The sequence below is a fragment of the Burkholderia contaminans genome, from assembly GCF_029633825.1.
In the GTDB taxonomy this organism is placed as follows: Bacteria; Pseudomonadota; Gammaproteobacteria; order Burkholderiales; family Burkholderiaceae; genus Burkholderia; species Burkholderia contaminans.
The window spans coordinates 1-20,794 of record NZ_CP090640.1 but is presented as its reverse complement, the minus strand read 5'-3'; the positions used below and the strand labels follow the sequence as shown (position 1 = coordinate 20,794).

Sequence of the window (20,794 nt, the reverse complement as noted above, 5' to 3'; positions counted from 1 at the left end):
TCGGCCGTCGCGCTCATTCCCGGAGCCGCCGATGGCCGAACTACCCAATCACGACGCCGCACTGACCGAAACCTGCCTCGAAAGCGAGGCGATTTTCGAAGGCTCGTTCCTCAAGCTCAAGCGCGATACCGTCCGCCTGCCGGATGGCAAGAAAGCCACGCGCGAATACGTCCAGCATCCGGGCGCGGTGATGGTGATCCCGCTGTTCGACGATGGCCGCGTGCTGATGGAAAGCCAGTATCGCTACCCGATCGGCAAGGTGATGGCCGAATTCCCTGCCGGCAAGCTCGATCCGAACGAAGGCGCGCTCGCATGCGCGGTGCGCGAACTGCGCGAAGAAACCGGCTACACGGCACGCGAGTACGTGTTCCTGGCCCGGATTCACCCGATCATTTCCTATTCGACCGAATTCATCGACCTGTACCTGGCGCGCGGGCTGACGGCCGGCGAGCGCAAGCTCGATGAAGGCGAATTCCTCGAGACCTTCACTGCGACGCAGGCCGATCTGCAGGAATGGGTGCGCACGGGCCAGATCTCCGACGTGAAGACGATCATCGGCACGATGTGGCTCGACAAGGTGCTGTCCGGGACGTGGCCGCTCGGGCCGGTCCTGACGCCCTGAGCGCGGCGTCAGCAGCCGGTGGGGCGCCGCGTTACAATCCGGTGACGCGGCGCCCTCGCGTCGCGCGATCGATATTTAGCACGACCGTTCACAAAACCGCTTTTTGCGCTACACTCGCCACACGCCCTGATTCAGCATGAAGGTCCTCGATTTACAGTGCCCGCACGGTCATCGGTTCGAAGGCTGGTTCGCTTCCGCCGATGAATTCGAAGCGCAGTTGTCCCGCAAGCTGGTCGAATGTCCGGTGTGCGGAACGACCGAGGTCAACCGTCTGCCGTCGGCGCCGCGCCTGAACTTGTCGGGCGCGGCGCAGGCCCAGCCGGTCGATTCGCGTGCACTGCAGGCGCAGGTAATGCGTGCGCTGCGCGAGGTGCTGGAGAAAACCGAGAATGTGGGCGAGCGCTTCGCCGAGGAAGCGCGGCGCATCCATTACAACGAGGCGCCGGCACGCAGCATTCGTGGCGTCACGACGCCCGAAGATGCGCAATCCTTGGCCGAAGAAGGCATCGACGTGATGCCGCTGCCGATTCCTGCCGCGCTCAAAGAACCGCTGCAATGAAACATGCAGTGAGTCCTTGCCGGGCCGGACGGCTGCGGACAGGAGACACTGCGCATGGATCTGGATTATTCCCCCTCGGACGACGCGTTCCGCGTCGACGTCCGCGCCTGGCTTGAGGCCAACCTGCCTCACGCACTGCGCGCCAAAGTACTCGATCACAAACGGCTCGATCGCGAGGATTTCGCGAGCTGGCACCGGATTCTCGGCCAGCGTGGCTGGTCTGCGCCCGCGTGGCCGGTCGAATACGGCGGCCCGGGCTGGAACGCGACGCAACGACACATCTGGGACGAGGAGTGCGCGCGGATCGGCGCGCCGACCGTGCTGCCGTTCGGCGTATCGATGGTTGCGCCGGTGTTGATGAAATACGGCAGCGAAGCGCAGAAACGTCATTATCTGCCGCGCATTCTCGACGGGTCGGACTGGTGGTGCCAGGGCTACTCGGAGCCGGGTTCGGGGTCCGACCTCGCATCGTTGCGCACGCGCGCGGAGCGTCAGGGCGACCACTACGTCGTCAATGGCCAGAAGACCTGGACGACGCTCGGCCAGTACGCAGACATGATGTTCTGTCTCGTGCGTACCGATCCCGCAGCGAAGAAACAGGAAGGCATCTCGTTCCTGCTGATCGACATGAAGACGCCCGGCATCACGGTGCGCCCGATCGTCATGCTCGACGAGGACCACGAGGTCAACGAGGTGTTCTTCGAGGACGTGAAGGTGCCGGTCGAGAATCTCGTCGGTGACGAGAACCGCGGCTGGACCTACGCGAAATACCTGCTTGGCCACGAGCGTACCGGCATCGCGCGCGTCGGCGCGTCGAAGCGCGAGCTTGCGTTCCTGAAGCGCGTCGCGTCGAACCAGCGCAAGAACGGCAAGCCGTTGCTCGCCGATCCCGTGTTCGCTGCGAAGGTCGCGGCGCTCGAGGTCGAACTGATTGCGCTCGAGGTGACGGTGCTGCGCGTCGTCAGCCGCGAGACGAGCGGCAAGGGCCCGGGCCCCGAGGCGTCGATGCTGAAGATCAAGGGCACGGAAGTGCAGCAGGCGCTCACCGAGCTGATGGTCGACGCGATCGGCCCGCTCGCCGCACCGTTCGACGTACCGTTCCTCGACGGGCAGCGCGAGCACAGCATCGCCGGCGACGACGATGCGGCACCGCTTGCCGCGTACTACTTCAATTACCGGAAGACGTCGATCTACGGCGGTTCGAACGAGATCCAGAAGAACATCATCGCGCAGATGATTCTGGGGCTGTGATCAGGGAACGGAGACAACCATGGATTTCAGCTTTACCGATGAGCAGCAGCAGTTTGCCGACGCGCTGCGCCGTTATCTCGGCGAGCAATACGGCTTCGAAGCGCGCCAGGCAATCGTGCGCAGCGACGCGGGCGTGTCGGACACACAATGGAGCGCATTTGGCGAACTGGGGTTGACCGCGCTGCCCGTGCCGGACGCGCAGGGTGGCTTTGGCGGCGGCCCGGTCGACATGCTGGTCGTGATGCAGGAACTCGGCCGTGCGCTCGTGATCGAGCCATACTGGGCAACCGTGGTGGGCGTCGAGGCGTTGCGCATCGCCGGTTCCGGCGCTGGCGAGGATGCGGCGCTGCTGGAGGCGATCGCGCAGGGGCAGAAGCGCGTGGCTGTTGCATTCCACGAACCGCATGCGCGCTACGACCTGTTCGAACTCGACACGCATGCACGCGAGCAAAGCGGCACGTATCGGCTGACCGGCACGAAATCGGTCGTTCAGCATGGCGCACAGGCGGATGCGTGGATCGTGCCGGCGCGCGTCGATGGTGGCGGCATCGGCCTCTTCGTCGTCGAACGGGATGCCGCGAACGCGAAGGTGGTCGACTACCGGACGATCGACGGCCAGCGTGCCGCGACGATCGGGTTCGATGAAACGCCGGCGCGACTGCTGACGGGCGGTGCGCGCGACGCTGCGGCCCTCGAGCAGGTTGCCGATTACGCGACGTTCCTGCTGTGCGCGGAGGCGGTCGGCGTGCTCGACGAACTGAATCGAGCGACGGTCGAATACACGAAGACGCGCGAACAGTTCGGCGTGCCGATCGCGCGTTTCCAGGCGCTGCAGCACCGGATGGTCGACATGCTGATCCATGCCGAGCAGGCGCGTTCGCTGACCTACCTGGCAGCCGTACGCTACGCGAGCGGCGATGCCGATGCGCGGCGCAAGGCCGTGTCGGCCGCGAAAGCGCGCGTCGGCGCCGCCGCGCGCTTCGTCGGCCAGCAGGCCGTCCAGCTGCACGGCGGCATGGGCGTGACCAACGAGGTCGCCGCCGCGCACCTGTTCAAGCGGCTGACGATCATCGAGACGACGCTCGGCGACACCGATCATCATCTCGCCCGCATCGCGGCGCTGCCCGATTTCGCGCAGACCGACGCGGCATGACGGCGACGCGAGAGCGCACCAGACAAGGAGACACCTAGTGGGCATCAGTTACGAAGACCTGGTGGTCGGCAGCACCACCGAAGTGGGCCGCTACACGTTCGAACCCGACGACATCAAGGCGTTCGCGCAACGCTACGACCCGCAGCCGTTCCACCTCGACGAAGAAGCCGGGAAAGCATCGCATTTCGGCGGGCTCGTCGCGAGCGGCTGGCATACGTGTTCGGTGTTCATGAGCCTGCTCATCAAGAAGCTCGGGTCGGACTCGACGAGCATGGGCTCGCCCGGCATCGACTCGATCCGCTGGCTCAAGCCGGTGCGCGCCGGCGACACGATCACGATGTACCAGAAGGTCCACGACAAGCGCGTGTCGGAGAGCAAGCCCGACCGCGGCATCGTGTCGACGGAGTGGGTCGGCGTGAACGGCGCCGGCGAGACGGTGATCACCGTGCATACCAAGGTGATCTTCGGGCTGCGCCATCCGGGAGGCACGCACGCATGACCGACGTGACCTTGCCGCTGATCGCATCGGCGCAGGCGCTGCAGGCGCGAGTCGGCGCAGAGCCGCTCGCGAGCGGCTGGATCGCGATCGACCAGCGTCGTGTCGATGGCTTTGCCGATGCGACCGGCGATCATCAATGGATTCACGTCGATCCCGAACGTGCACGGCGCGAGTCGCCATTCGGCGGCCCGATCGCGCACGGGTTCCTGACGCTGTCGCTGATTCCCGCGTTGATGGCCGATGCGATGCGTTTCGAGCAGAAGATGGGGGTGAACTACGGACTGAACCGCGTGCGGTTCCTGAAGCCGGTGCCAGTGGGTGCGCGTGTGCGTGCGTTGTTTGCGGTAAAGGAAACCGCCGAGGCCGCGCGAGACGGTGTGCAGGTGACGTGGTCGGTGACGATGCAGGTCGAGCGTCCCGATGTGCCGCTGCCAGTCTGCGCGGCGGAATTCATCACGCTGCATTACTTCTGAAGCGGGAAGCGGCATGCACGGAAGCCGCTCCGCCCGTCACATGTGTGTCAGTGCTTCGCGTATTGCGTTGCACCGAACAGCACCTCGCGTGCCTTGTCGTCCTGCAGCGCCTTGCGCATCGACGCGAGCACTTCGACACCGCGTTGCACGGCCGGTCGCGCGGCGATCGTGTCGTACCAGCGCTTCACGTTCGGCAATTCGTCGAGCACGATGCCCTGGTTCTGCCACGAGCGCGTCCACGGGAACGTCGCAATGTCCGCGATCGTGTACGCGTCGCCCGCGAGATATTCGGATTCGCCGAGACGCTTGTCCATCACGTTGTACAGGCGCTTTGCCTCGTTCGTGTAGCGGTTGACCGCATACTCGATCTTCTCCGGCGCATACAGGCGGAAATGGTGCGCCTGTCCGAGCATCGGGCCGACGCCGCCCATCTGGAACATCAGCCATTCGAGCGTCGCGTAGCGTGCAGCCGGATCGGTCGGCAGGAACTTGCCGGTCTTCTCCGCGAGGTAGATCAGGATCGCGCCCGATTCGAACAGCGAGATCGGCTGGCCGCCGGGGCCGTCCGGATCGACGATCGCGGGAATCTTGTTGTTCGGGCTGATCTTCAGGAATTCCGGCTTGAACTGGTCGCCCGCGCCGATATCGACCGGATGGGCACGATAAGCGAGGCCCGTTTCCTCGAGCATGATGTGCACCTTGTGACCGTTCGGGGTCGCCCAGCTATAGACGTCGATCATCGTGAACTCCTATGTTGCATGCGCGAAAACGGCGCCGGCAGCGCCGCGACAGGCGGTCATTAGAGCATGGATCGATGTGGGCTGCTGGCGACGGGAATGTGCGTGCCGATGCGTGTGCGCGCGTGGTGCGCTACATGGCGCCGGAGGCGATTGCGTATCGTCCCGAGTCGTCGAGACAGAAGCGTCGCCGCGCCGCATCGGGTCGATGCGGCACGGCGACATGTCGATTCGAACGTGGGCGCGACCGTTCAGCGCTTGTAGCGGGGCGGGCGTTTCTCGAGAAATGCGGTGATGCCTTCGAGCCCGTCCGCATGATGGAGCGACGCGACGAAATGATCGCGCTCCGTGGCGAGATGCGCATCGAGTGGTTGCGTCGTCGCGTCGTCGAGCAGCGACTTGATGCGCGTGAGTGCGTTCGGCGAGATGCCGGCGAGCGCATCGGCCCATGCCAGTGCATCGGTCAGTGCCGCGCCGGGCACGGCGAGCCGGTTGACGACGCCGAGCGTGTGCAGACGTTCGGCTGCGACAGGCTTGCCCTCGAACAGGATCTCGGCCGCGATCGCTCGCGGCAGCGCGCGGGCAATGAACCACGAACCGCCTCCATCGGGCGTCAGGCCGACACGCGCGTACGACATCACGAACTTCGCGTCGTGCGCGGCGACGATCAGGTCGCACGCGAGCGCGAGCGAGAAGCCCGCGCCGGCCGCGGCGCCTTCCACCGCTGCGATCACCGGCTTCGTCGAAGCGTGGATCGCCGTTACCCATGCGCCGAGCTGGTCGATGCTGTCGGCCTGGTAGGACGGATCCTTCGAGCGGTTGTCGAGCAGCCGGTTCAGATTGCCGCCAGCACAGAAAAAGCGATCGGCGCCGGTGAGCACGACCGCGCGGATCCCGGGATCCCGTTCGGCGGTGGCGAGCGCTTCGATGCCGGCCGCGTACATGTCGGGATGCAGCGCGTTGCGTGCGCCGGGATTGGACAGCGTGAGGACGAGCGTCGATTCGCTCTCGGGCGGACGTGAGGCCAGCAGTTCAGCACTCATGCGAGCGTGTCTCCATCGGATGGCAGGGCCGCGGCGCCCCACGCGTTGCGCGTGCTGATGCAGCCGATGCCGAAGCGGATGTAATGTTGTCGTGACGGACGAAAAACTTGCTTTAGACTAGCACGAACGTGCTTTTCAGCGCGATGAATCCGGATGCGGCCGACATCGATGCGGCCGCGCTTCAGCAAGGAAGGAGACTCCGATGCTACAGCTGTGCGGTATTCCGTTGTCCAACTATTACAACAAGGTGAAGTTCGTCCTGCTCGAGCACGACATTCCGTTCGAGGAGTCGGTATGTGGACTGCCGGTCAGCGATCCGGCGCAGCTAGCCGATTCGCCGCTCGGCAAGATTCCCTTTCTGAAGACCGAAGAAGGCGCGCTGTTCGAGTCCCAGGTGATCATCGAGTACCTGGCGGCGCGCTATCCCGAAAAAGGCATTTTCCCGGCGAGCCCGTTTGCGGCCGCGAAGGTGCGCGAACTCATCGAGACGCTCGAACTGTATCTCGAATGGATGTCGCGCGAGGTTTACACCGAAGCGTTTTTCGGCGGCAAGGTCAGCGACGGGATGAAGGCGCACGTCGAGAAGCGCCTGCCGCGCGCGATCGATGCATTCAAGCAGATGACGCAGTTTTCGCCGTATGTGCTCGGCGAGTCGTTCGGCCTCGCGGACATTGCCGCGTGGGTCCATCTGCCGGTTATCGGCATGGCGACGAAAGCCGTATTCGGACGCGATTTCCTGCTCGATGCAGGCATCGACTGGAAGACGCATGCGAAGAAGGTGGGCGAGCGCCCTGCCGCACTGCGCGTGGCGGCCGAGCGCAAGGCGTATATCGACGCGACGAGCGTCGCGCGTTCGTAAGCGCGATTCCCGCAGGGCGGTGTGCGACCGCCCGTGCGGGTCTTACAGGCGTGCGAGCCGTTCGAGCGCGGACGCGAGCGTGCTTTCCTGCTTCGCGAAGCAGAATCGGACGACGCCCGATTCGTGCGGCTCGTGATAGAACGCCGACACCGGAATGGCGGCCACGCCGATCTCCGACGTGAGCCACTTCGAGAATTCCGCTTCCGGCAGGTCGCTGATCGCCGAATAATCGACGCACTGGAAGTACGTGCCCGTGCAGGGCAGCAGCTTGAAGCGCGTGCGCTCGAGGCCGGCCCGGAAGTAGTCGCGCTTCTTCTGGTAGAAGTCGGCAAGCGTCAGGTACGGCGCCGGGTCGCGCAGGTAATCGGCGAGCCCGATCTGCATCGGCGTGTTCACCGTGAACACGTTGAACTGGTGGACCTTGCGGAATTCCGCGGTCAACGAGGCAGGCGCCGCGACATAGCCGACCTTCCAGCCCGTCACGTGATAGGTCTTGCCGAAGCTCGACACGATGAAGCTGCGCGCGGCGAGTTCCGGATAGCGCGCGACGCTCTCGTGGCGCGCGCCGTCATAGACCATGTGCTCGTAGACCTCGTCGGACAGGATCAGCACGTTGGTGCCGCGCACGATCTCCTCGAGCTTGCGCATGTCCGACTCGCGCCACACGGTGCCCGTCGGGTTATGCGGCGTATTGATCAGGATCATGCGCGTTTTCGGCGTGATCGCGGCCGCGAGGCGGTCGAACGGGATCGCGTAGTCGGGTGCTTCCAGCGTGACGAACACGGGCCTGCCGCCCGCGAGTTCGATCGACGGCAGGTAGCTGTCGTAGGTCGGTTCGACGACGATCACTTCATCACCCGGATGCACCGTGCACATGATCGCGGTCAGCAACGCCTGCGTCGCGCCGGCCGTGACGGTGATTTCGGTCGCCGGATCGTAACGCCGGCCGTAGACCTGCGCGATCTTGTCTGCGATCGCGTCGCGCAGCGGCGCGACACCGGCCATCGGCGGATACTGGTTGTGCCCGTTGCGCATCGCGGCGGCAACCGCATCGATGATGCGCGGATCGCAATCGAAATCCGGAAAGCCCTGGCCGAGGTTCACCGCGCCTTTTTCTGCGGCAAGCGCGCTCATGACCGTGAAGATCGTCGTGCCGACGTTCGGCAGGCGCGAGGGGAAAACAGGAGTCGTTGGCATGTCTGAAGGAGCGTTCATCGATACGGTCGAAATCGGGTGGTGCGGCCTAGGTCAGGCCGGCGTGGTCGTCGTGTCCGGCGCGGCGTCGAGCGAGCAGGCCTCGGTAAATGGCGCGGGCTGCGCGATCCGGAAGCCGAAGTCGCGTGCGGTGCGCTTCGCGAGCTTCAGCAGCGCTCGGTCTTTCGACACGAGCCAGTCGGCCTGCGCGGCGCGGGCGAGTTCCAGAAACTTCTGGTCGTCTCGGTCCTTGCACTTCGGCAGCGGCGGCGCGTTGGCGTCGACGGGCGGCGGCTCGACGAGACTCGCGAGCCGGGAGACGGTCGCGAGTGCGGCCGCCTTGTCGATGGCGCGCGACTGGAACTGCGGATAGTCGAGCACGTATTCGAGCTCGGTCAGGCAGCGGCAGTCGATCACGGCGGCCAGCGCGCCGCTTTCCAGCGCGGCCCGGATCGGGCGCGTGGCGGGGTCGTCGAATACGAGGATGTCGATCCAGACGTTCGAGTCGAGCACGACGCGGTGCGCGGCGTGCGGGGCGAGAGAGCGGGTCATTCGTTACAATCGGTGGTTTTCGTCTGACCGCAAGGCACGGCGTGCCAGCGAGCCTCTATGATAATCGTTCTCTCTCCAGCCAAATCCCTCGACTACGATACGCCCGCGCACGTCCAGTCTTACACGAAGCCTGCATTCGTCGACGACGCGTCCGAGCTGATCGACGGCCTGCGCAAGCTGTCGCCGCAGGACATCGCGACGCTGATGGATATTTCCGATCCGCTCGCACGCCTGAATTTCCAGCGCTACGCGGACTGGTCGCGAACCTTTACCCCGGCCAACGCGAAACAGGCTGTGCTCGCGTTCAACGGTGACGTCTATGAAGGATTCGACGCCAAATCGCTGTCGTCCGCCGATCTCGACTATGCGCAGCAGCACGTGCGCGTGCTGTCGGGCCTGTACGGGCTGTTGCGTCCGCTCGACCTGCTGCAGCCGTACCGGCTCGAGATGGGTACGCGCTTCGCGAACGCGCGCGGCAAGGATCTGTACGCGTTCTGGGGCGACCGCATCACGCGGGCGCTGAATGAACAGCTCGAAACGCGCAGCGGCGCGGCGCGCGTGCTGGTCAACTGCGCATCGACCGAATACTTCAAGTCGGTCAAGCCGAAACTGCTGGCCGCGCCCGTCATCACGCCGGTGTTCGAGGACTGGAAGGGCGGCCGCTACAAGATCATCAGCTTCCATGCGAAGCGTGCGCGCGGCCTGATGGCGCGTTTTATCGTCGAGAACCGTATTGCCGACCCGAAGGCGCTGAAGGATTTCACGACGGAAGGCTATGCGTTCGATGCAACCGCGTCGAACGATTCGACGTACGTATTTCGCCGGCGAGTCGGCGAGTGACCCTGTCGGCCGTTCACGAGACGGCCGGTGCATGCATGAGGCCGGACAAGTGCTACACGGCCTGTTCCGGTCGCCAGCTTTACATGGGACCGGCGTAAGCGCTAAAGCGCTAACGCCGGTCGACAAAGGAGAGACAGATGGCCCTTTCGATCACCAGCAATTTCGACGCAGGCGCAATCGACGTCGTGTCGTGCGACAGTCCCGATGCGATTCGGCTGCGCGTGCGCGGCGACACCCGCTCGGAATTCGCGCAATGGTTTTACTACCGCTTGACCGGTGCGCGCGGCCAGCGCTGCGTGATGACGTTCGAGAATGCTGCCGAATGCGCGTATCCGTCGGGCTGGCGCAATTACAGCGCGGTGGCGAGCTATGACCGGGTCGACTGGTTCCGCGTGCCGACGACGTTCGACGGCAAGACGATGACCATCGACCATACGCCGGATTTCGACAGCATCTACTACGCGTATTTCGAACCGTACTCGGAAGAGCGTCACGCGGCGTTTCTCGGCGCGGTCCAGCAGTTGCCGCAGGCGAGCGTCGTCGAACTCGGCCGGACGGTTGAAGATCGCCCGATGTCGCTGCTGACGCTCGGTACGCCGGAAACCGACGGCGCGCCGAAGAAGAAGGTGTGGATCATCGCACGCCAGCATCCCGGCGAGTCGATGGCCGAGTGGTTCGTCGAGGGCCTCGTCAAGCGGCTCGCCGGATGGGGCGACTGGGCTGGCGATCCGGTCGCGCGCAAGCTGTACGATCGTGCGACGTTCTATATCGTCCCGAACATGAACCCCGACGGCAGCGTGCATGGCAACCTGCGCACCAATGCGGCAGGCGCGAACCTGAACCGCGAGTGGATGGCGCCCGATGCCGAGCGCAGCCCCGAGGTGCTGGCCGTGCGCGATGCAATCCATGCGATCGGCTGCGACATGTTCTTCGACATTCATGGCGACGAAGATCTGCCTTATGTGTTCGTTGCCGGCTCCGAGATGCTGCCGAGCTTCACCGAGCAGCAGGGCAAGGAGCAGACCGCGTTCATCGAGGCATTCAAGGTCGCGAGCCCCGACTTCCAGACGGAGCACGGCTACGCCGCAAGCAAGTACAAGGAGGACGCGCTCAAGCTCGCGTCGAAGTACATCGGCCACCAGTTCGGCTGTTTGTCGCTGACGCTCGAGATGCCGTTCAAGGACAACGCGAACCTGCCCGACGAACGCGTCGGCTGGAACGGCGAGCGAAGCGCGGCGCTTGGTGCGGCGATGCTGGCGGCGATCCTGGTGCACGTCGACACGTTCGCGTAAGCGTAGCGCGTCGCCGAATGAAAAAAGCCGGGGCATCTCAGGATGCCCCGGCTTTTTTTGCTTATGTCGATGTCGCTTCGGCGGATCAGGACTTCTTCGCGGTCTTCTTCACGACCTTCTTCTGGCCGCTCGACTTTTTCGTTGCGACGGCCTTCTTGCTGCCGGTACGGCCCGATGCCTTTGCCTTGCCCTTGCCTCGGTGCGACTTGCCCTTGAATTTCTTCGTCGAGGACGAGGAGCGCTCGACGCGCGGCCTAAGCGGCGGAACCGGGTCGTTCCAGCTGAACGCGAGCATCTGCTGACCGACATAGCCGCATCGGAATTTCAGCGGCGTCGGGTCGCTGCCGTCGCTGTGGATGCCGAGGCCGTCGACAGTGACGATATTGTCGACCTTCACGCGCTGCTTGCCCTGGTCGAACGAGTCGTTCCATGGCGTGATCGTCGCGTTGCCGCTGTCGAATGCGTTCGGCGCGAAGTCGACGCGGTCGAAGGCCGACGACGTGCTGGCGATGAAGCTGCCGTGCGCTGCACAATCGGCGGCGAGCGGATCGGCATGCATTTCGTTGACGAATTTGTTGATCAGTTCGGAGCGCTGGTCGAGCAGATCGGCGAATGCCGGTGTCGGAAGCGCAAGCGACAGGCCCGCAATACAGGCTGCCAGCTTGCCGAGCGCCCGGAAAATCCGGAGCGACGCAGGAGAGCTGTCCATCTGGTTATTGGTGAGGAGCGAATGAGACATCGGGCACGTATAGATGCCCAATGAAGAACCGGAGTTCAATCTTAGCGTAAAAAAGTTGTGCGGCAGTAGATGTCGCATTCTGCCGTACTGAACGAGAGACTGTCGGCTCGTGATGACGGCGGCGCCGCCGGAGGGTAATTCAGGCGCGCGGGCCGCCGAGACGGTAGCGCCGAACGTCGAAGGTCGTGACCCATGCGGGACGATAGACGGCGATGAGTGCGGTCGCCATGCCGGTGAACCACGCTTCGCCGAGTGCGAGCAGCGCGGTGTTCAGCAGATAGCCGGCGGGAATCACGACGGGAGCGCCATCCGCGAGTGCGAGCTGAACCCCGGCAGCGGCAGCGGCGACCGTGATGATCGCGATTGCCGGCGACAGGAATCCCTGGCCGGTAATGAACGACGCGAGATTGTGCGGCAACCATGCGAGTGCGGCGCGCTGCAGCAATGCCGACACGGCAACCGGCAGCGCGCCGTAGATCAGATAGGTCAGGCCGATGCCTTGCCAGGGCGCATCGAAGATGATCGCGGCGACCGCCGTGACGGCGCCCATCGCGATCAGTGCGAGTGTCCAGTCGAATAGCGTGACGAGCAGCGTCGCGCCAAGCAGATGCATGACGATGCCATCGTCGAGCCACGCATTCGAGGCCCAGAGGACCGCAATGGCGGTGACGAGCGCGAGCCACACGTGCTGGAGCGTGGCGTCCTGCAGGCGCACGAAGGGACGATTCCAGATCGCGAGCGCGAGCAGGGCCACGGCGGCGATCCAGCCACCGATGCCCACCCAGAGCGGAAGCGGTGTGAAAAGAAAACCCATGCGTCCATATTACTCGTTGAGCATCAAAGGTGGGAATCCGCACACGTCGACCGTCGCAATATCGAGACTGTTTGACTAGCGTCCGCGCCGGAACCGCGCTGGCGGCTCGGCGGCGATCGGCAGGTCCTGCGCGCTATCGATCGGCGCCGGCAACGGGTACGGCCGGTCGCTCCGTTGCATACGCAGCGGAACTGGGCCGTGCTCGCCGATGGGCGGCTTGCGCGCGCGATTGCGGTTCGCCAGCAGCACCTCGAGATGGGGCGACAGCCAGCCGTTGTAGATCGCGACCGCGGCGGCGCGGTTGGCGGCGCCAAGCTGCTGGAAGATGCTGGCTAGGTGGATTTTGACGGTGCCTTCGCTGATGCCGAGTGTACGAGCGATCATCTTGTTGGTGTTGCCCATGTGGACGAAGCGCATGATCTGCGCTTGCCGCGGCGACAGGAGGCCGCTCGCCCGCCGCCGGGGAAGCGACTCGGCGAGCGTCTGGAAATGGGCGTCGTAGCGCGCCGCAGCAGTAGAAGGCAGCAGGCGGAGCGCGATCGGCGGAATGTAATGCCCGCCCAGCAGCACGATCTCGAGCGCACGTACGATCAACTGCGGCCGCGTGGAATGCGGGATCACGCCGGCGACACCGTAGTTGAAGAAGCGCTGGATGGCTTCGGGCGATGTTTCGTCGACCAGGACGGCGACGGGTGTCGGCGAGCACGCGCTGCAAATCGCCTGAAGCTCGCTGAGCCGGCCTACGTCGAGCCAGTCGATCGCGACGAGGTCGAAACGCTGGTTACGCAGCAGCCTGCGCGCCTGAAAACTGTCGTGCGCATCGTTGATGCCGGCGTGACGGTCGATCTGTCGCAACAGGGCCTTCAGTCCGTCACGCCGCTCGGCGTCTGAATTGAGTATCAGGAACCGCATATTCAACCTCCTTGATGTGAGCCATTCATATCTGCCGTCTGGCATGTCTTGGGTCTGATGATGACAAAGACCTTACACGATGTCTGCTTGGCTGAAAGGCTTAGGAAAAGTATGAAATTTCGGGTGGCGGGAGGGCGGACAAGTAAAAAGCCGCTCCGGCGGGAACCGTGAGCGGCTTCAGATGGGCAGGCTGTCAGGGCCTGCTGTGCTGCGAGTTAGTGGAAGTGCGGCTGGGCGGGTGACGCGTCTTCCGGCATTTCGGCGTGGACGATTTCGCCTAGCGGATCTGCGTAGAGCGGCACGCCGCAGTCATCGCAATATTCGGGTTCGAAGCGGCCCGCGTGCCGCCTGACGTCGGTTACGCCGCATTCCTTCAGCAGATTCACGATTTCCTCGACCGGTCCTTCGATCGGCGCTTCGCCTTCGAGCGTCGCCCCGTCGATCGACAGGTCGCCGTTTTCGCGACCGTACAGCGGCCACACGACGCCGTAGATTACGTCGTTGCTGGCACGCCGTGTGAAGCCGACACGGTACTCGTCGATACGGCGTTCGCCGAAGCCGGCGACCACCGCGCGCAGCTCTTGCGGTGCTGCACCAAGTGTGTCGAATAGATAACGAATGGCCGTTCGGACCGTATGTGGACGGATGCGTTCGTCCGCATCCCGGCAAGCCGAATAGTACGCGTCCGGAAGCAGGCATTCGAATTCGCAGCCGGGCAGCGCGATCGACAGGTTCGGGCCGCCCTGGGTCGTCCATTGCTCGAGGCACTGGCCGCGTTCGATCCGGCTGCCGTTTTCTTCTTCCTGCCAGCGGAACAGCGGTGCGCCGGCGGGGGCTGCGACGACGGCGAGCAGGAAGCGCGGGTCGGCCAGGATCGGCGAGGTTTCGGGCAGGTCGCCGAAGCTGAGCTTGGGCGTATGCTGGCTGATCGCCGCGTGCGAGAGCTGCTGGGCAAGCCGGTAGGTCTCGACGTGATGCCGCGGTAGCTGGTCGATGCTGTAGAGGAACGGGGCAAGCCCGACGAGGGTCCCGTTCGCAAGGACGTGTGCCTGCAGGTGCGTTCGCAGCGCGTCGGCAACGTCGCCCTTGAGCGGGCCCGATGGAATCATGTAGCGCGTCCAGGCGAGAACCGGGACGGCGACGAGCAGCGCATCGAACGGTTGGCCGTCATGCTCGATCACCATCGACTCGCTGTGCGTCTCGGCCATGTCGGCGAGCGCGCCATAGGTGTCGGGATGATTCTGCTGCAGATGGTCGAGCGCTGCGTCGAGCGTGGTCTGGTTGCCGTTGCGGACAATCTTGGCGAGCAGCGCGTCGAGCTTCGCTTCCCAGAAGCGGTCCTCGATGCGGCTGCCCGAGGCGAAGAGCGCAAGCGACAGACCGACCAGTTTGTCGGCATCGGGGGGGAGGCGTTTGGCGATTCGCTGGCGCATATTAAAGACGTATATAGAAAGAGGCGAAGAACCTCACATTCTAGTCCGTTCTTTGCACCATAAGCGGTCTCGTGCCGACTCGTGGCCGGCCGGCCAAATTGCAGCTTTTGGAAAAGAATTGCTTCAAACCCCTTGCGCAGATCGAAGCGGGTGCCTACAATCACGCCTCTTTCGCGCTAACGGAAACGCGGCGCGGGAGAGGGAAGCAAGGTTGGTGGAGCGCAGCAGTCTGTAGCGCGCAGCCGGCCTGGAAGTTGAGCCCCGCAGTCGCAACGATGTAGTGTAAAAAGTTGTTGACGAGCTGCGAAACACGGTTCATAATCTCGCTTCTCTGCTGCTGAAAACGCAGCGCTGCCGGGAAACACGAAGTTCCTCGCAGAATGCTCTTTAAAAATTAACAGCCGATAAGTGTGGGCGCTTGATGGCAGCGAGCTGATCCTCGGATCAGATAGCGAAAGTATCAAGAGTCTCACACTAAAGTAAGTCAGGTTTATGAAGTAATTCATTTACCTGTCAGCTTTGAGTGAGCGACCGGTTCTTAACTGAACCGAAAACAGTAACAGGTTTAAACTGAAGAGTTTGATCCTGGCTCAGATTGAACGCTGGCGGCATGCCTTACACATGCAAGTCGAACGGCAGCACGGGTGCTTGCACCTGGTGGCGAGTGGCGAACGGGTGAGTAATACATCGGAACATGTCCTGTAGTGGGGGATAGCCCGGCGAAAGCCGGATTAATACCGCATACGATCTACGGATGAAAGCGGGGGACCTTCGGGCCTCGCGCTATAGGGTTGGCCGATGGCTGATTAGCTAGTTGGTGGGGTAAAGGCCTACCAAGGCGACGATCAGTAGCTGGTCTGAGAGGACGACCAGCCACACTGGGACTGAGACACGGCCCAGACTCCTACGGGAGGCAGCAGTGGGGAATTTTGGACAATGGGCGAAAGCCTGATCCAGCAATGCCGCGTGTGTGAAGAAGGCCTTCGGGTTGTAAAGCACTTTTGTCCGGAAAGAAATCCTTGGCTCTAATACAGTCGGGGGATGACGGTACCGGAAGAATAAGCACCGGCTAACTACGTGCCAGCAGCCGCGGTAATACGTAGGGTGCGAGCGTTAATCGGAATTACTGGGCGTAAAGCGTGCGCAGGCGGTTTGCTAAGACCGATGTGAAATCCCCGGGCTCAACCTGGGAACTGCATTGGTGACTGGCAGGCTAGAGTATGGCAGAGGGGGGTAGAATTCCACGTGTAGCAGTGAAATGCGTAGAGATGTGGAGGAATACCGATGGCGAAGGCAGCCCCCTGGGCCAATACTGACGCTCATGCACGAAAGCGTGGGGAGCAAACAGGATTAGATACCCCGGTAGTCCACGCCCTAAACGATGTCAACTAGTTGTTGGGGATTCATTTCCTTAGTAACGTAGCTAACGCGTGAAGTTGACCGCCCGGGAGTACGGTCGCAAGATTAAAACTCAAAGGAATTGACGGGGACCCGCACAAGCGGTGGATGATGTGGATTAATTCGATGCAACGCGAAAAACCTTACCTACCCTTGACATGGTCGGAATCCCGCTGAGAGGTGGGAGTGCTCGAAAGAGAACCGGCGCACAGGTGCTGCATGGCTGTCGTCAGCTCGTGTCGTGAGATGTTGGGTTAAGTCCCGCAACGAGCGCAACCCTTGTCCTTAGTTGCTACGCAAGAGCACTCTAAGGAGACTGCCGGTGACAAACCGGAGGAAGGTGGGGATGACGTCAAGTCCTCATGGCCCTTATGGGTAGGGCTTCACACGTCATACAATGGTCGGAACAGAGGGTTGCCAACCCGCGAGGGGGAGCTAATCCCAGAAAACCGATCGTAGTCCGGATTGCACTCTGCAACTCGAGTGCATGAAGCTGGAATCGCTAGTAATCGCGGATCAGCATGCCGCGGTGAATACGTTCCCGGGTCTTGTACACACCGCCCGTCACACCATGGGAGTGGGTTTTACCAGAAGTGGCTAGTCTAACCGCAAGGAGGACGGTCACCACGGTAGGATTCATGACTGGGGTGAAGTCGTAACAAGGTAGCCGTATCGGAAGGTGCGGCTGGATCACCTCCTTTCCAGAGCTATCTCGCGAAGTTGAGCGCTCACGCTTATCGGCTGTAAATTTAAAGACAGACTCAGGGGTCTGTAGCTCAGTCGGTTAGAGCACCGTCTTGATAAGGCGGGGGTCGTTGGTTCGAATCCAACCAGACCCACCATTGTCTGGCGGTAGGTACCTGAGGTCATCTGTACTCAATGGGGGCATAGCTCAGCTGGGAGAGCACCTGCTTTGCAAGCAGGGGGTCGTCGGTTCGATCCCGTCTCGCCTCCACCAATCTTCAATGACAAACATTCGAATGACGATTGTTCGAGTCTTTGTCATTGGCGATTGAGCCAGTCAGAGGATATCAAGCATGATATCGGCTGTCGTTCTTTAACAATCTGGAAGAAGTAAGTAATTTGGATAGCGGAAGCGTCTTGAGATGGACGTGAAAGTTATCCGGGTTGTGATTGTATCGATGTATCTCAAGATGATTCGAACTCTATGTTCGACTTAAATTGGAATACGGCACAACGCGAGAACTCAACCTGTAGCGACTGTCGATGAGACAGACTCGTTATAGGGTCAAGCGAACAAGTGCATGTGGTGGATGCCTTGGCGATCACAGGCGATGAAGGACGCGGTAGCCTGCGAAAAGCTACGGGGAGCTGGCAAACGAGCTTTGATCCGTAGATGTCCGAATGGGGAAACCCACTCCTTTTGGAGTATCCATGGCTGAATACATAGGCCATGCGAAGCGAACGCGGTGAACTGAAACATCTAAGTAACCGCAGGAAAAGAAATCAACCGAGATTCCCAAAGTAGTGGCGAGCGAAATGGGATGAGCCTTGCACTCTTTATTTGTATTGTTAGCCGAACGCTCTGGAAAGTGCGGCCATAGCAGGTGATAGCCCTGTAGGCGAAAACAGTATGAAAGAACTAGGTGTGCGACAAGTAGGGCGGGACACGTGAAATCCTGTCTGAAGATGGGGACCATCCTCCAAGGCTAAATACTCGTGATCGACCGATAGTGAACCAGTACCGTGAGGGAAAGGCGAAAAGAACCCCGGGAGGGGAGTGAAATAGATCCTGAAACCGCATGCATACAAACAGTCGGAGCCTCGTAAGGGGTGACGGCGTACCTTTTGTATAATGGGTCAGCGACTTACGTTCAGTAGCAAGCTTAACCGTATAGGGCAGGCGTAGCGAAAGCGAGTCCGAATAGGGCGTTCAGTTGCTGGGCGTAGACCCGAAACCAGGTGATCTATCCATGGCCGGATGAAGGTGCGGTAACACGTACTGGAGGTCCGAACCCACTAACGTTGAAAAGTTAGGGATGAGCTGTGGATAGGGGTGAAAGGCTAAACAAACCTGGAAATAGCTGGTTCTCTCCGAAAACTATTTAGGTAGTGCCTCGTGTCTCACCTTCGGGGGTAGAGCACTGTCATGGTTGGGGGGTCTATTGCAGATTACCCCGCCATAGCAAACTCCGAATACCGAAGAGTGCAATCACGGGAGACAGACATCGGGTGCTAACGTCCGGTGTCAAGAGGGAAACAACCCAGACCGCCAGCTAAGGTCCCCAAATATAGCTAAGTGGGAAACGAAGTGGGAAGGCTAAAACAGTCAGGAGGTTGGCTTAGAAGCAGCCACCCTTTAAAGAAAGCGTAATAGCTCACTGATCGAGTCGTCCTGCGCGGAAGATGTAACGGGGCTAAGCTATATACCGAAGCTGCGGATGCGTGCTTAGCACGCATGGTAGGAGAGCGTTCCGTAAGCCTGCGAAGGTGCCTTGTAAAGGGTGCTGGAGGTATCGGAAGTGCGAATGCTGACATGAGTAGCGATAAAGGGGGTGAAAGGCCCCCTCGCCGTAAGCCCAAGGTTTCCTACGCAACGTTCATCGGCGTAGGGTGAGTCGGCCCCTAAGGCGAGGCAGAAATGCGTAGCTGATGGGAAGCAGGTCAATATTCCTGCACCATTGTTAGATGCGATGGGGGGACGGATCGCGGAAGGTTGTCCGGGTGTTGGAAGTCCCGGTCGCTGCATTGGAGAAGGCGCTTAGGCAAATCCGGGCGCGGAATTCAAGGGTGTGGCGCGAGCTCCTTAGGGAGCGAAGCAATTGGAAGTGGTTCCAAGAAAAGCCTCTAAGCTTCAGTCTAACGATGACCGTACCGCAAACCGACACAGGTGGGCGAGATGAGTATTCTAAGGCGCTTGAGAGAACTCGGGAGAAGGAACTCGGCAAATTGGTACCGTAACTTCGGGATAAGGTACGCCCTTAGCTTGACTGGCTTGCGCCAGAAGGGTGAAGGGGTTGCAATAAACTGGTGGCTGCGACTGTTTAATAAAAACACAGCACTCTGCAAACACGAAAGTGGACGTATAGGGTGTGACGCCTGCCCGGTGCCGGAAGATTAAATGATGGGGTGCAAGCTCTTGATTGAAGTCCCGGTAAACGGCGGCCGTAACTATAACGGTCCTAAGGTAGCGAAATTCCTTGTCGGGTAAGTTCCGACCTGCACGAATGGCGTAACGATGGCCACACTGTCTCCTCCCGAGACTCAGCGAAGTTGAAGTGTTTGTGATGATGCAATCTACCCGCGGCTAGACGGAAAGACCCCATGAACCTTTACTGTAGCTTTGCATTGGACTTTGAACCGATCTGTGTAGGATAGGTGGGAGGCTATGAAACCGGAACGCTAGTTTCGGTGGAGCCGTCCTTGAAATACCACCCTGGTTTGTTTGAGGTTCTAACCTTGGCCCGTGATCCGGGTCGGGGACAGTGCATGGTAGGCAGTTTGACTGGGGCGGTCTCCTCCCAAAGCGTAACGGAGGAGTACGAAGGTACGCTAGGTACGGTCGGAAATCGTGCTGATAGTGCAATGGCATAAGCGTGCTTAACTGCGAGACCGACAAGTCGAGCAGGTGCGAAAGCAGGTCATAGTGATCCGGTGGTTCTGTATGGAAGGGCCATCGCTCAACGGATAAAAGGTACTCTGGGGATAACAGGCTGATACCGCCCAAGAGTTCATATCGACGGCGGTGTTTGGCACCTCGATGTCGGCTCATCTCATCCTGGGGCTGTAGCCGGTCCCAAGGGTATGGCTGTTCGCCATTTAAAGAGGTACGTGAGCTGGGTTTAAAACGTCGTGAGACAGTTTGGTCCCTATTCTGCCGTGGGCGTTGGATATTTGAAGGGGCTGCTCCTAGTACGAGAGGACCGGAGTGGACGAACCTCTGGTGTACCGGTTGTCACGCCAGTGGCATCGCCGGGTAGCTATGTTCGGAAGAGATAACCGCTGAAAGCATCTAAGCGGGAAACTCGCCTTAAGATGAGATATCCCTGGGGACTAGATCCCCTTGAAGGGTCGTTCGAGACCAGGACGTTGATAGGTCAGGTGTGTAAGCGCAGTAATGCGTTCAGCTAACTGATACCAATTGCCCGTAAGGCTTGATCCTATAACAAGTCTGCCTTGTAGATCGGCGCCGTGCGACAGCACTGGCTGCGATCCAAAGCGATAAGTTGATTCTCGTGTGTGATACACACAACTCAAGATTACTGCTTCTTCCAGGATTGGTTGTGCTGCGAAGCCAGCGCAACAACCCCTTTTGCCTGATGACCATAGCGAGTCGGTCCCACCCCTTCCCATCCCGAACAGGACCGTGAAACGACTCTACGCCGATGATAGTGCGGATTCCCGTGTGAAAGTAGGTAATCGTCAGGCTCCCTAAGCCAGAGACCCCCGCCCGAAAGGCGGGG

At 61.3% G+C, this 20,794-nt stretch carries 18 protein-coding genes, 2 tRNA genes and 3 rRNA genes; 14 read left to right on the top strand and 9 right to left on the bottom strand.

Going from position 1 to position 20,794, the window contains the following annotated elements:
* The first annotated feature begins 31 nt into the window (after positions 1 to 31).
* The 6 genes from LXE91_RS00115 (at position 32) to LXE91_RS00090 (ending at position 4,557) form a co-directional block, all read left to right on the top strand.
* Positions 32 to 622, top strand: coding sequence for an NUDIX domain-containing protein (locus tag LXE91_RS00115; RefSeq protein ID WP_011352689.1), 591 nt, complete (start codon positions 32 to 34; stop codon positions 620 to 622).
* Between the two features lie 136 nt (positions 623 to 758).
* Positions 759 to 1,181: a DUF1178 family protein gene (locus tag LXE91_RS00110; protein WP_039370616.1), complete on the top strand. Its 423-nt coding sequence runs from the start codon at positions 759 to 761 to the stop codon at positions 1,179 to 1,181.
* A gap of 54 nt (positions 1,182 to 1,235) precedes the next feature.
* Positions 1,236 to 2,432, top strand: a complete 1,197-nt coding sequence (locus LXE91_RS00105; protein ID WP_039370618.1) for an acyl-CoA dehydrogenase family protein — start codon at positions 1,236 to 1,238, stop codon at positions 2,430 to 2,432.
* Between the two features lie 19 nt (positions 2,433 to 2,451).
* On the top strand, positions 2,452 to 3,585 hold the full coding sequence (locus LXE91_RS00100) for an acyl-CoA dehydrogenase family protein (RefSeq protein WP_039370620.1): 1,134 nt from the start codon (positions 2,452 to 2,454) through the stop codon (positions 3,583 to 3,585).
* A gap of 37 nt (positions 3,586 to 3,622) precedes the next feature.
* Positions 3,623 to 4,084: a MaoC family dehydratase gene (locus tag LXE91_RS00095; protein ID WP_039370623.1), complete on the top strand. Its 462-nt coding sequence runs from the start codon at positions 3,623 to 3,625 to the stop codon at positions 4,082 to 4,084.
* Positions 4,081 to 4,557, top strand: a complete 477-nt coding sequence (locus LXE91_RS00090) for a MaoC family dehydratase (RefSeq protein ID WP_039370625.1) — start codon at positions 4,081 to 4,083, stop codon at positions 4,555 to 4,557. The genes LXE91_RS00095 and LXE91_RS00090 overlap by 4 nt, the downstream gene beginning before the upstream one ends.
* Positions 4,558 to 4,604: 47 nt before the next feature.
* On the opposite strand, the gene LXE91_RS00085 is transcribed toward LXE91_RS00090, so the two are convergent.
* From LXE91_RS00085 to LXE91_RS00075, 3 genes are all read right to left on the bottom strand, one after another.
* Positions 4,605 to 5,297, bottom strand: coding sequence for a glutathione binding-like protein (locus tag LXE91_RS00085; protein WP_039370627.1), 693 nt, complete (start codon positions 5,295 to 5,297; stop codon positions 4,605 to 4,607).
* Between the two features lie 248 nt (positions 5,298 to 5,545).
* A complete protein-coding gene (locus LXE91_RS00080; RefSeq protein WP_039370630.1) occupies positions 5,546 to 6,337 on the bottom strand; it encodes an oxepin-CoA hydrolase, alternative type in 792 nt (263 codons plus the stop codon).
* Entirely contained in the window at positions 6,334 to 6,525 is a 192-nt protein-coding gene (locus tag LXE91_RS00075; RefSeq protein WP_135370777.1) for a hypothetical protein, read from the bottom strand. The genes LXE91_RS00080 and LXE91_RS00075 overlap by 4 nt, the downstream gene beginning before the upstream one ends.
* A gap of 14 nt (positions 6,526 to 6,539) precedes the next feature.
* On the opposite strand from LXE91_RS00075, the gene LXE91_RS00070 reads away from it, so the two are divergent.
* Complete coding sequence (locus tag LXE91_RS00070; RefSeq protein WP_039370634.1) at positions 6,540 to 7,196, top strand: glutathione S-transferase family protein; 657 nt, start codon at positions 6,540 to 6,542, stop codon at positions 7,194 to 7,196.
* Between the two features lie 42 nt (positions 7,197 to 7,238).
* Here LXE91_RS00070 and LXE91_RS00065 read toward each other — a convergent pair whose 3' ends face one another.
* Together LXE91_RS00065 and LXE91_RS00060 are read right to left on the bottom strand one after the other, a co-directional pair.
* Positions 7,239 to 8,411 (bottom strand): pyridoxal phosphate-dependent aminotransferase, encoded by a 1,173-nt coding sequence (locus LXE91_RS00065; protein ID WP_039370637.1) that lies wholly within the window; start codon positions 8,409 to 8,411, stop codon positions 7,239 to 7,241.
* A gap of 33 nt (positions 8,412 to 8,444) precedes the next feature.
* The gene (locus tag LXE91_RS00060) at positions 8,445 to 8,942 is read right to left on the bottom strand and encodes a putative toxin-antitoxin system toxin component, PIN family (protein WP_039370640.1); all 498 of its coding nucleotides are present in this window, start codon (positions 8,940 to 8,942) and stop codon (positions 8,445 to 8,447) included.
* A 57-nt stretch (positions 8,943 to 8,999) separates the two neighbouring features.
* Between LXE91_RS00060 and yaaA the strand changes: the two genes are divergently transcribed.
* Together yaaA and LXE91_RS00050 are read left to right on the top strand one after the other, a co-directional pair.
* Positions 9,000 to 9,782 carry a peroxide stress protein YaaA gene (gene yaaA / locus LXE91_RS00055; protein ID WP_039370644.1) on the top strand — a complete coding sequence of 261 codons (783 nt, stop codon included), beginning with the start codon at positions 9,000 to 9,002 and terminating at the stop codon, positions 9,780 to 9,782.
* Positions 9,783 to 9,919: 137 nt separating this feature from the next.
* Positions 9,920 to 11,074 (top strand): M14 family metallopeptidase, encoded by a 1,155-nt coding sequence (locus tag LXE91_RS00050; protein ID WP_039370646.1) that lies wholly within the window; start codon positions 9,920 to 9,922, stop codon positions 11,072 to 11,074.
* Positions 11,075 to 11,159: 85 nt separating this feature from the next.
* On the opposite strand, the gene LXE91_RS00045 is transcribed toward LXE91_RS00050, so the two are convergent.
* From LXE91_RS00045 to LXE91_RS00030, 4 genes are all read right to left on the bottom strand, one after another.
* Positions 11,160 to 11,813: a BspC domain-containing protein gene (locus LXE91_RS00045; protein ID WP_039370648.1), complete on the bottom strand. Its 654-nt coding sequence runs from the start codon at positions 11,811 to 11,813 to the stop codon at positions 11,160 to 11,162.
* A 139-nt stretch (positions 11,814 to 11,952) separates the two neighbouring features.
* Positions 11,953 to 12,627, bottom strand: a complete 675-nt coding sequence (locus tag LXE91_RS00040) for an energy-coupling factor ABC transporter permease (protein WP_039370651.1) — start codon at positions 12,625 to 12,627, stop codon at positions 11,953 to 11,955.
* Between the two features lie 75 nt (positions 12,628 to 12,702).
* Positions 12,703 to 13,539, bottom strand: a complete 837-nt coding sequence (locus tag LXE91_RS00035) for a response regulator transcription factor (protein ID WP_039370653.1) — start codon at positions 13,537 to 13,539, stop codon at positions 12,703 to 12,705.
* A gap of 215 nt (positions 13,540 to 13,754) precedes the next feature.
* Positions 13,755 to 14,972 carry a DUF2863 family protein gene (locus LXE91_RS00030; RefSeq protein WP_039370656.1) on the bottom strand — a complete coding sequence of 406 codons (1,218 nt, stop codon included), beginning with the start codon at positions 14,970 to 14,972 and terminating at the stop codon, positions 13,755 to 13,757.
* A 567-nt stretch (positions 14,973 to 15,539) separates the two neighbouring features.
* Here LXE91_RS00030 and LXE91_RS00025 point away from each other — a divergent pair.
* The 5 genes from LXE91_RS00025 to rrf all read left to right on the top strand — a co-directional run bounded on the left by LXE91_RS00025 (position 15,540) and on the right by rrf (position 20,759).
* A 16S ribosomal RNA gene (locus tag LXE91_RS00025) occupies positions 15,540 to 17,071 on the top strand.
* A gap of 64 nt (positions 17,072 to 17,135) precedes the next feature.
* Positions 17,136 to 17,212: transfer RNA gene (locus LXE91_RS00020), tRNA-Ile, on the top strand.
* A 39-nt stretch (positions 17,213 to 17,251) separates the two neighbouring features.
* Positions 17,252 to 17,328: transfer RNA gene (locus LXE91_RS00015), tRNA-Ala, on the top strand.
* Between the two features lie 289 nt (positions 17,329 to 17,617).
* Positions 17,618 to 20,493, top strand: a 23S ribosomal RNA gene (locus LXE91_RS00010).
* A gap of 153 nt (positions 20,494 to 20,646) precedes the next feature.
* Positions 20,647 to 20,759: ribosomal RNA gene (gene rrf / locus LXE91_RS00005) — 5S ribosomal RNA — on the top strand.
* Together the 16S, 23S and 5S rRNA genes with 2 tRNA genes alongside form the textbook arrangement of a ribosomal RNA operon.
* The last annotated feature ends 35 nt before the right edge of the window (positions 20,760 to 20,794 follow it).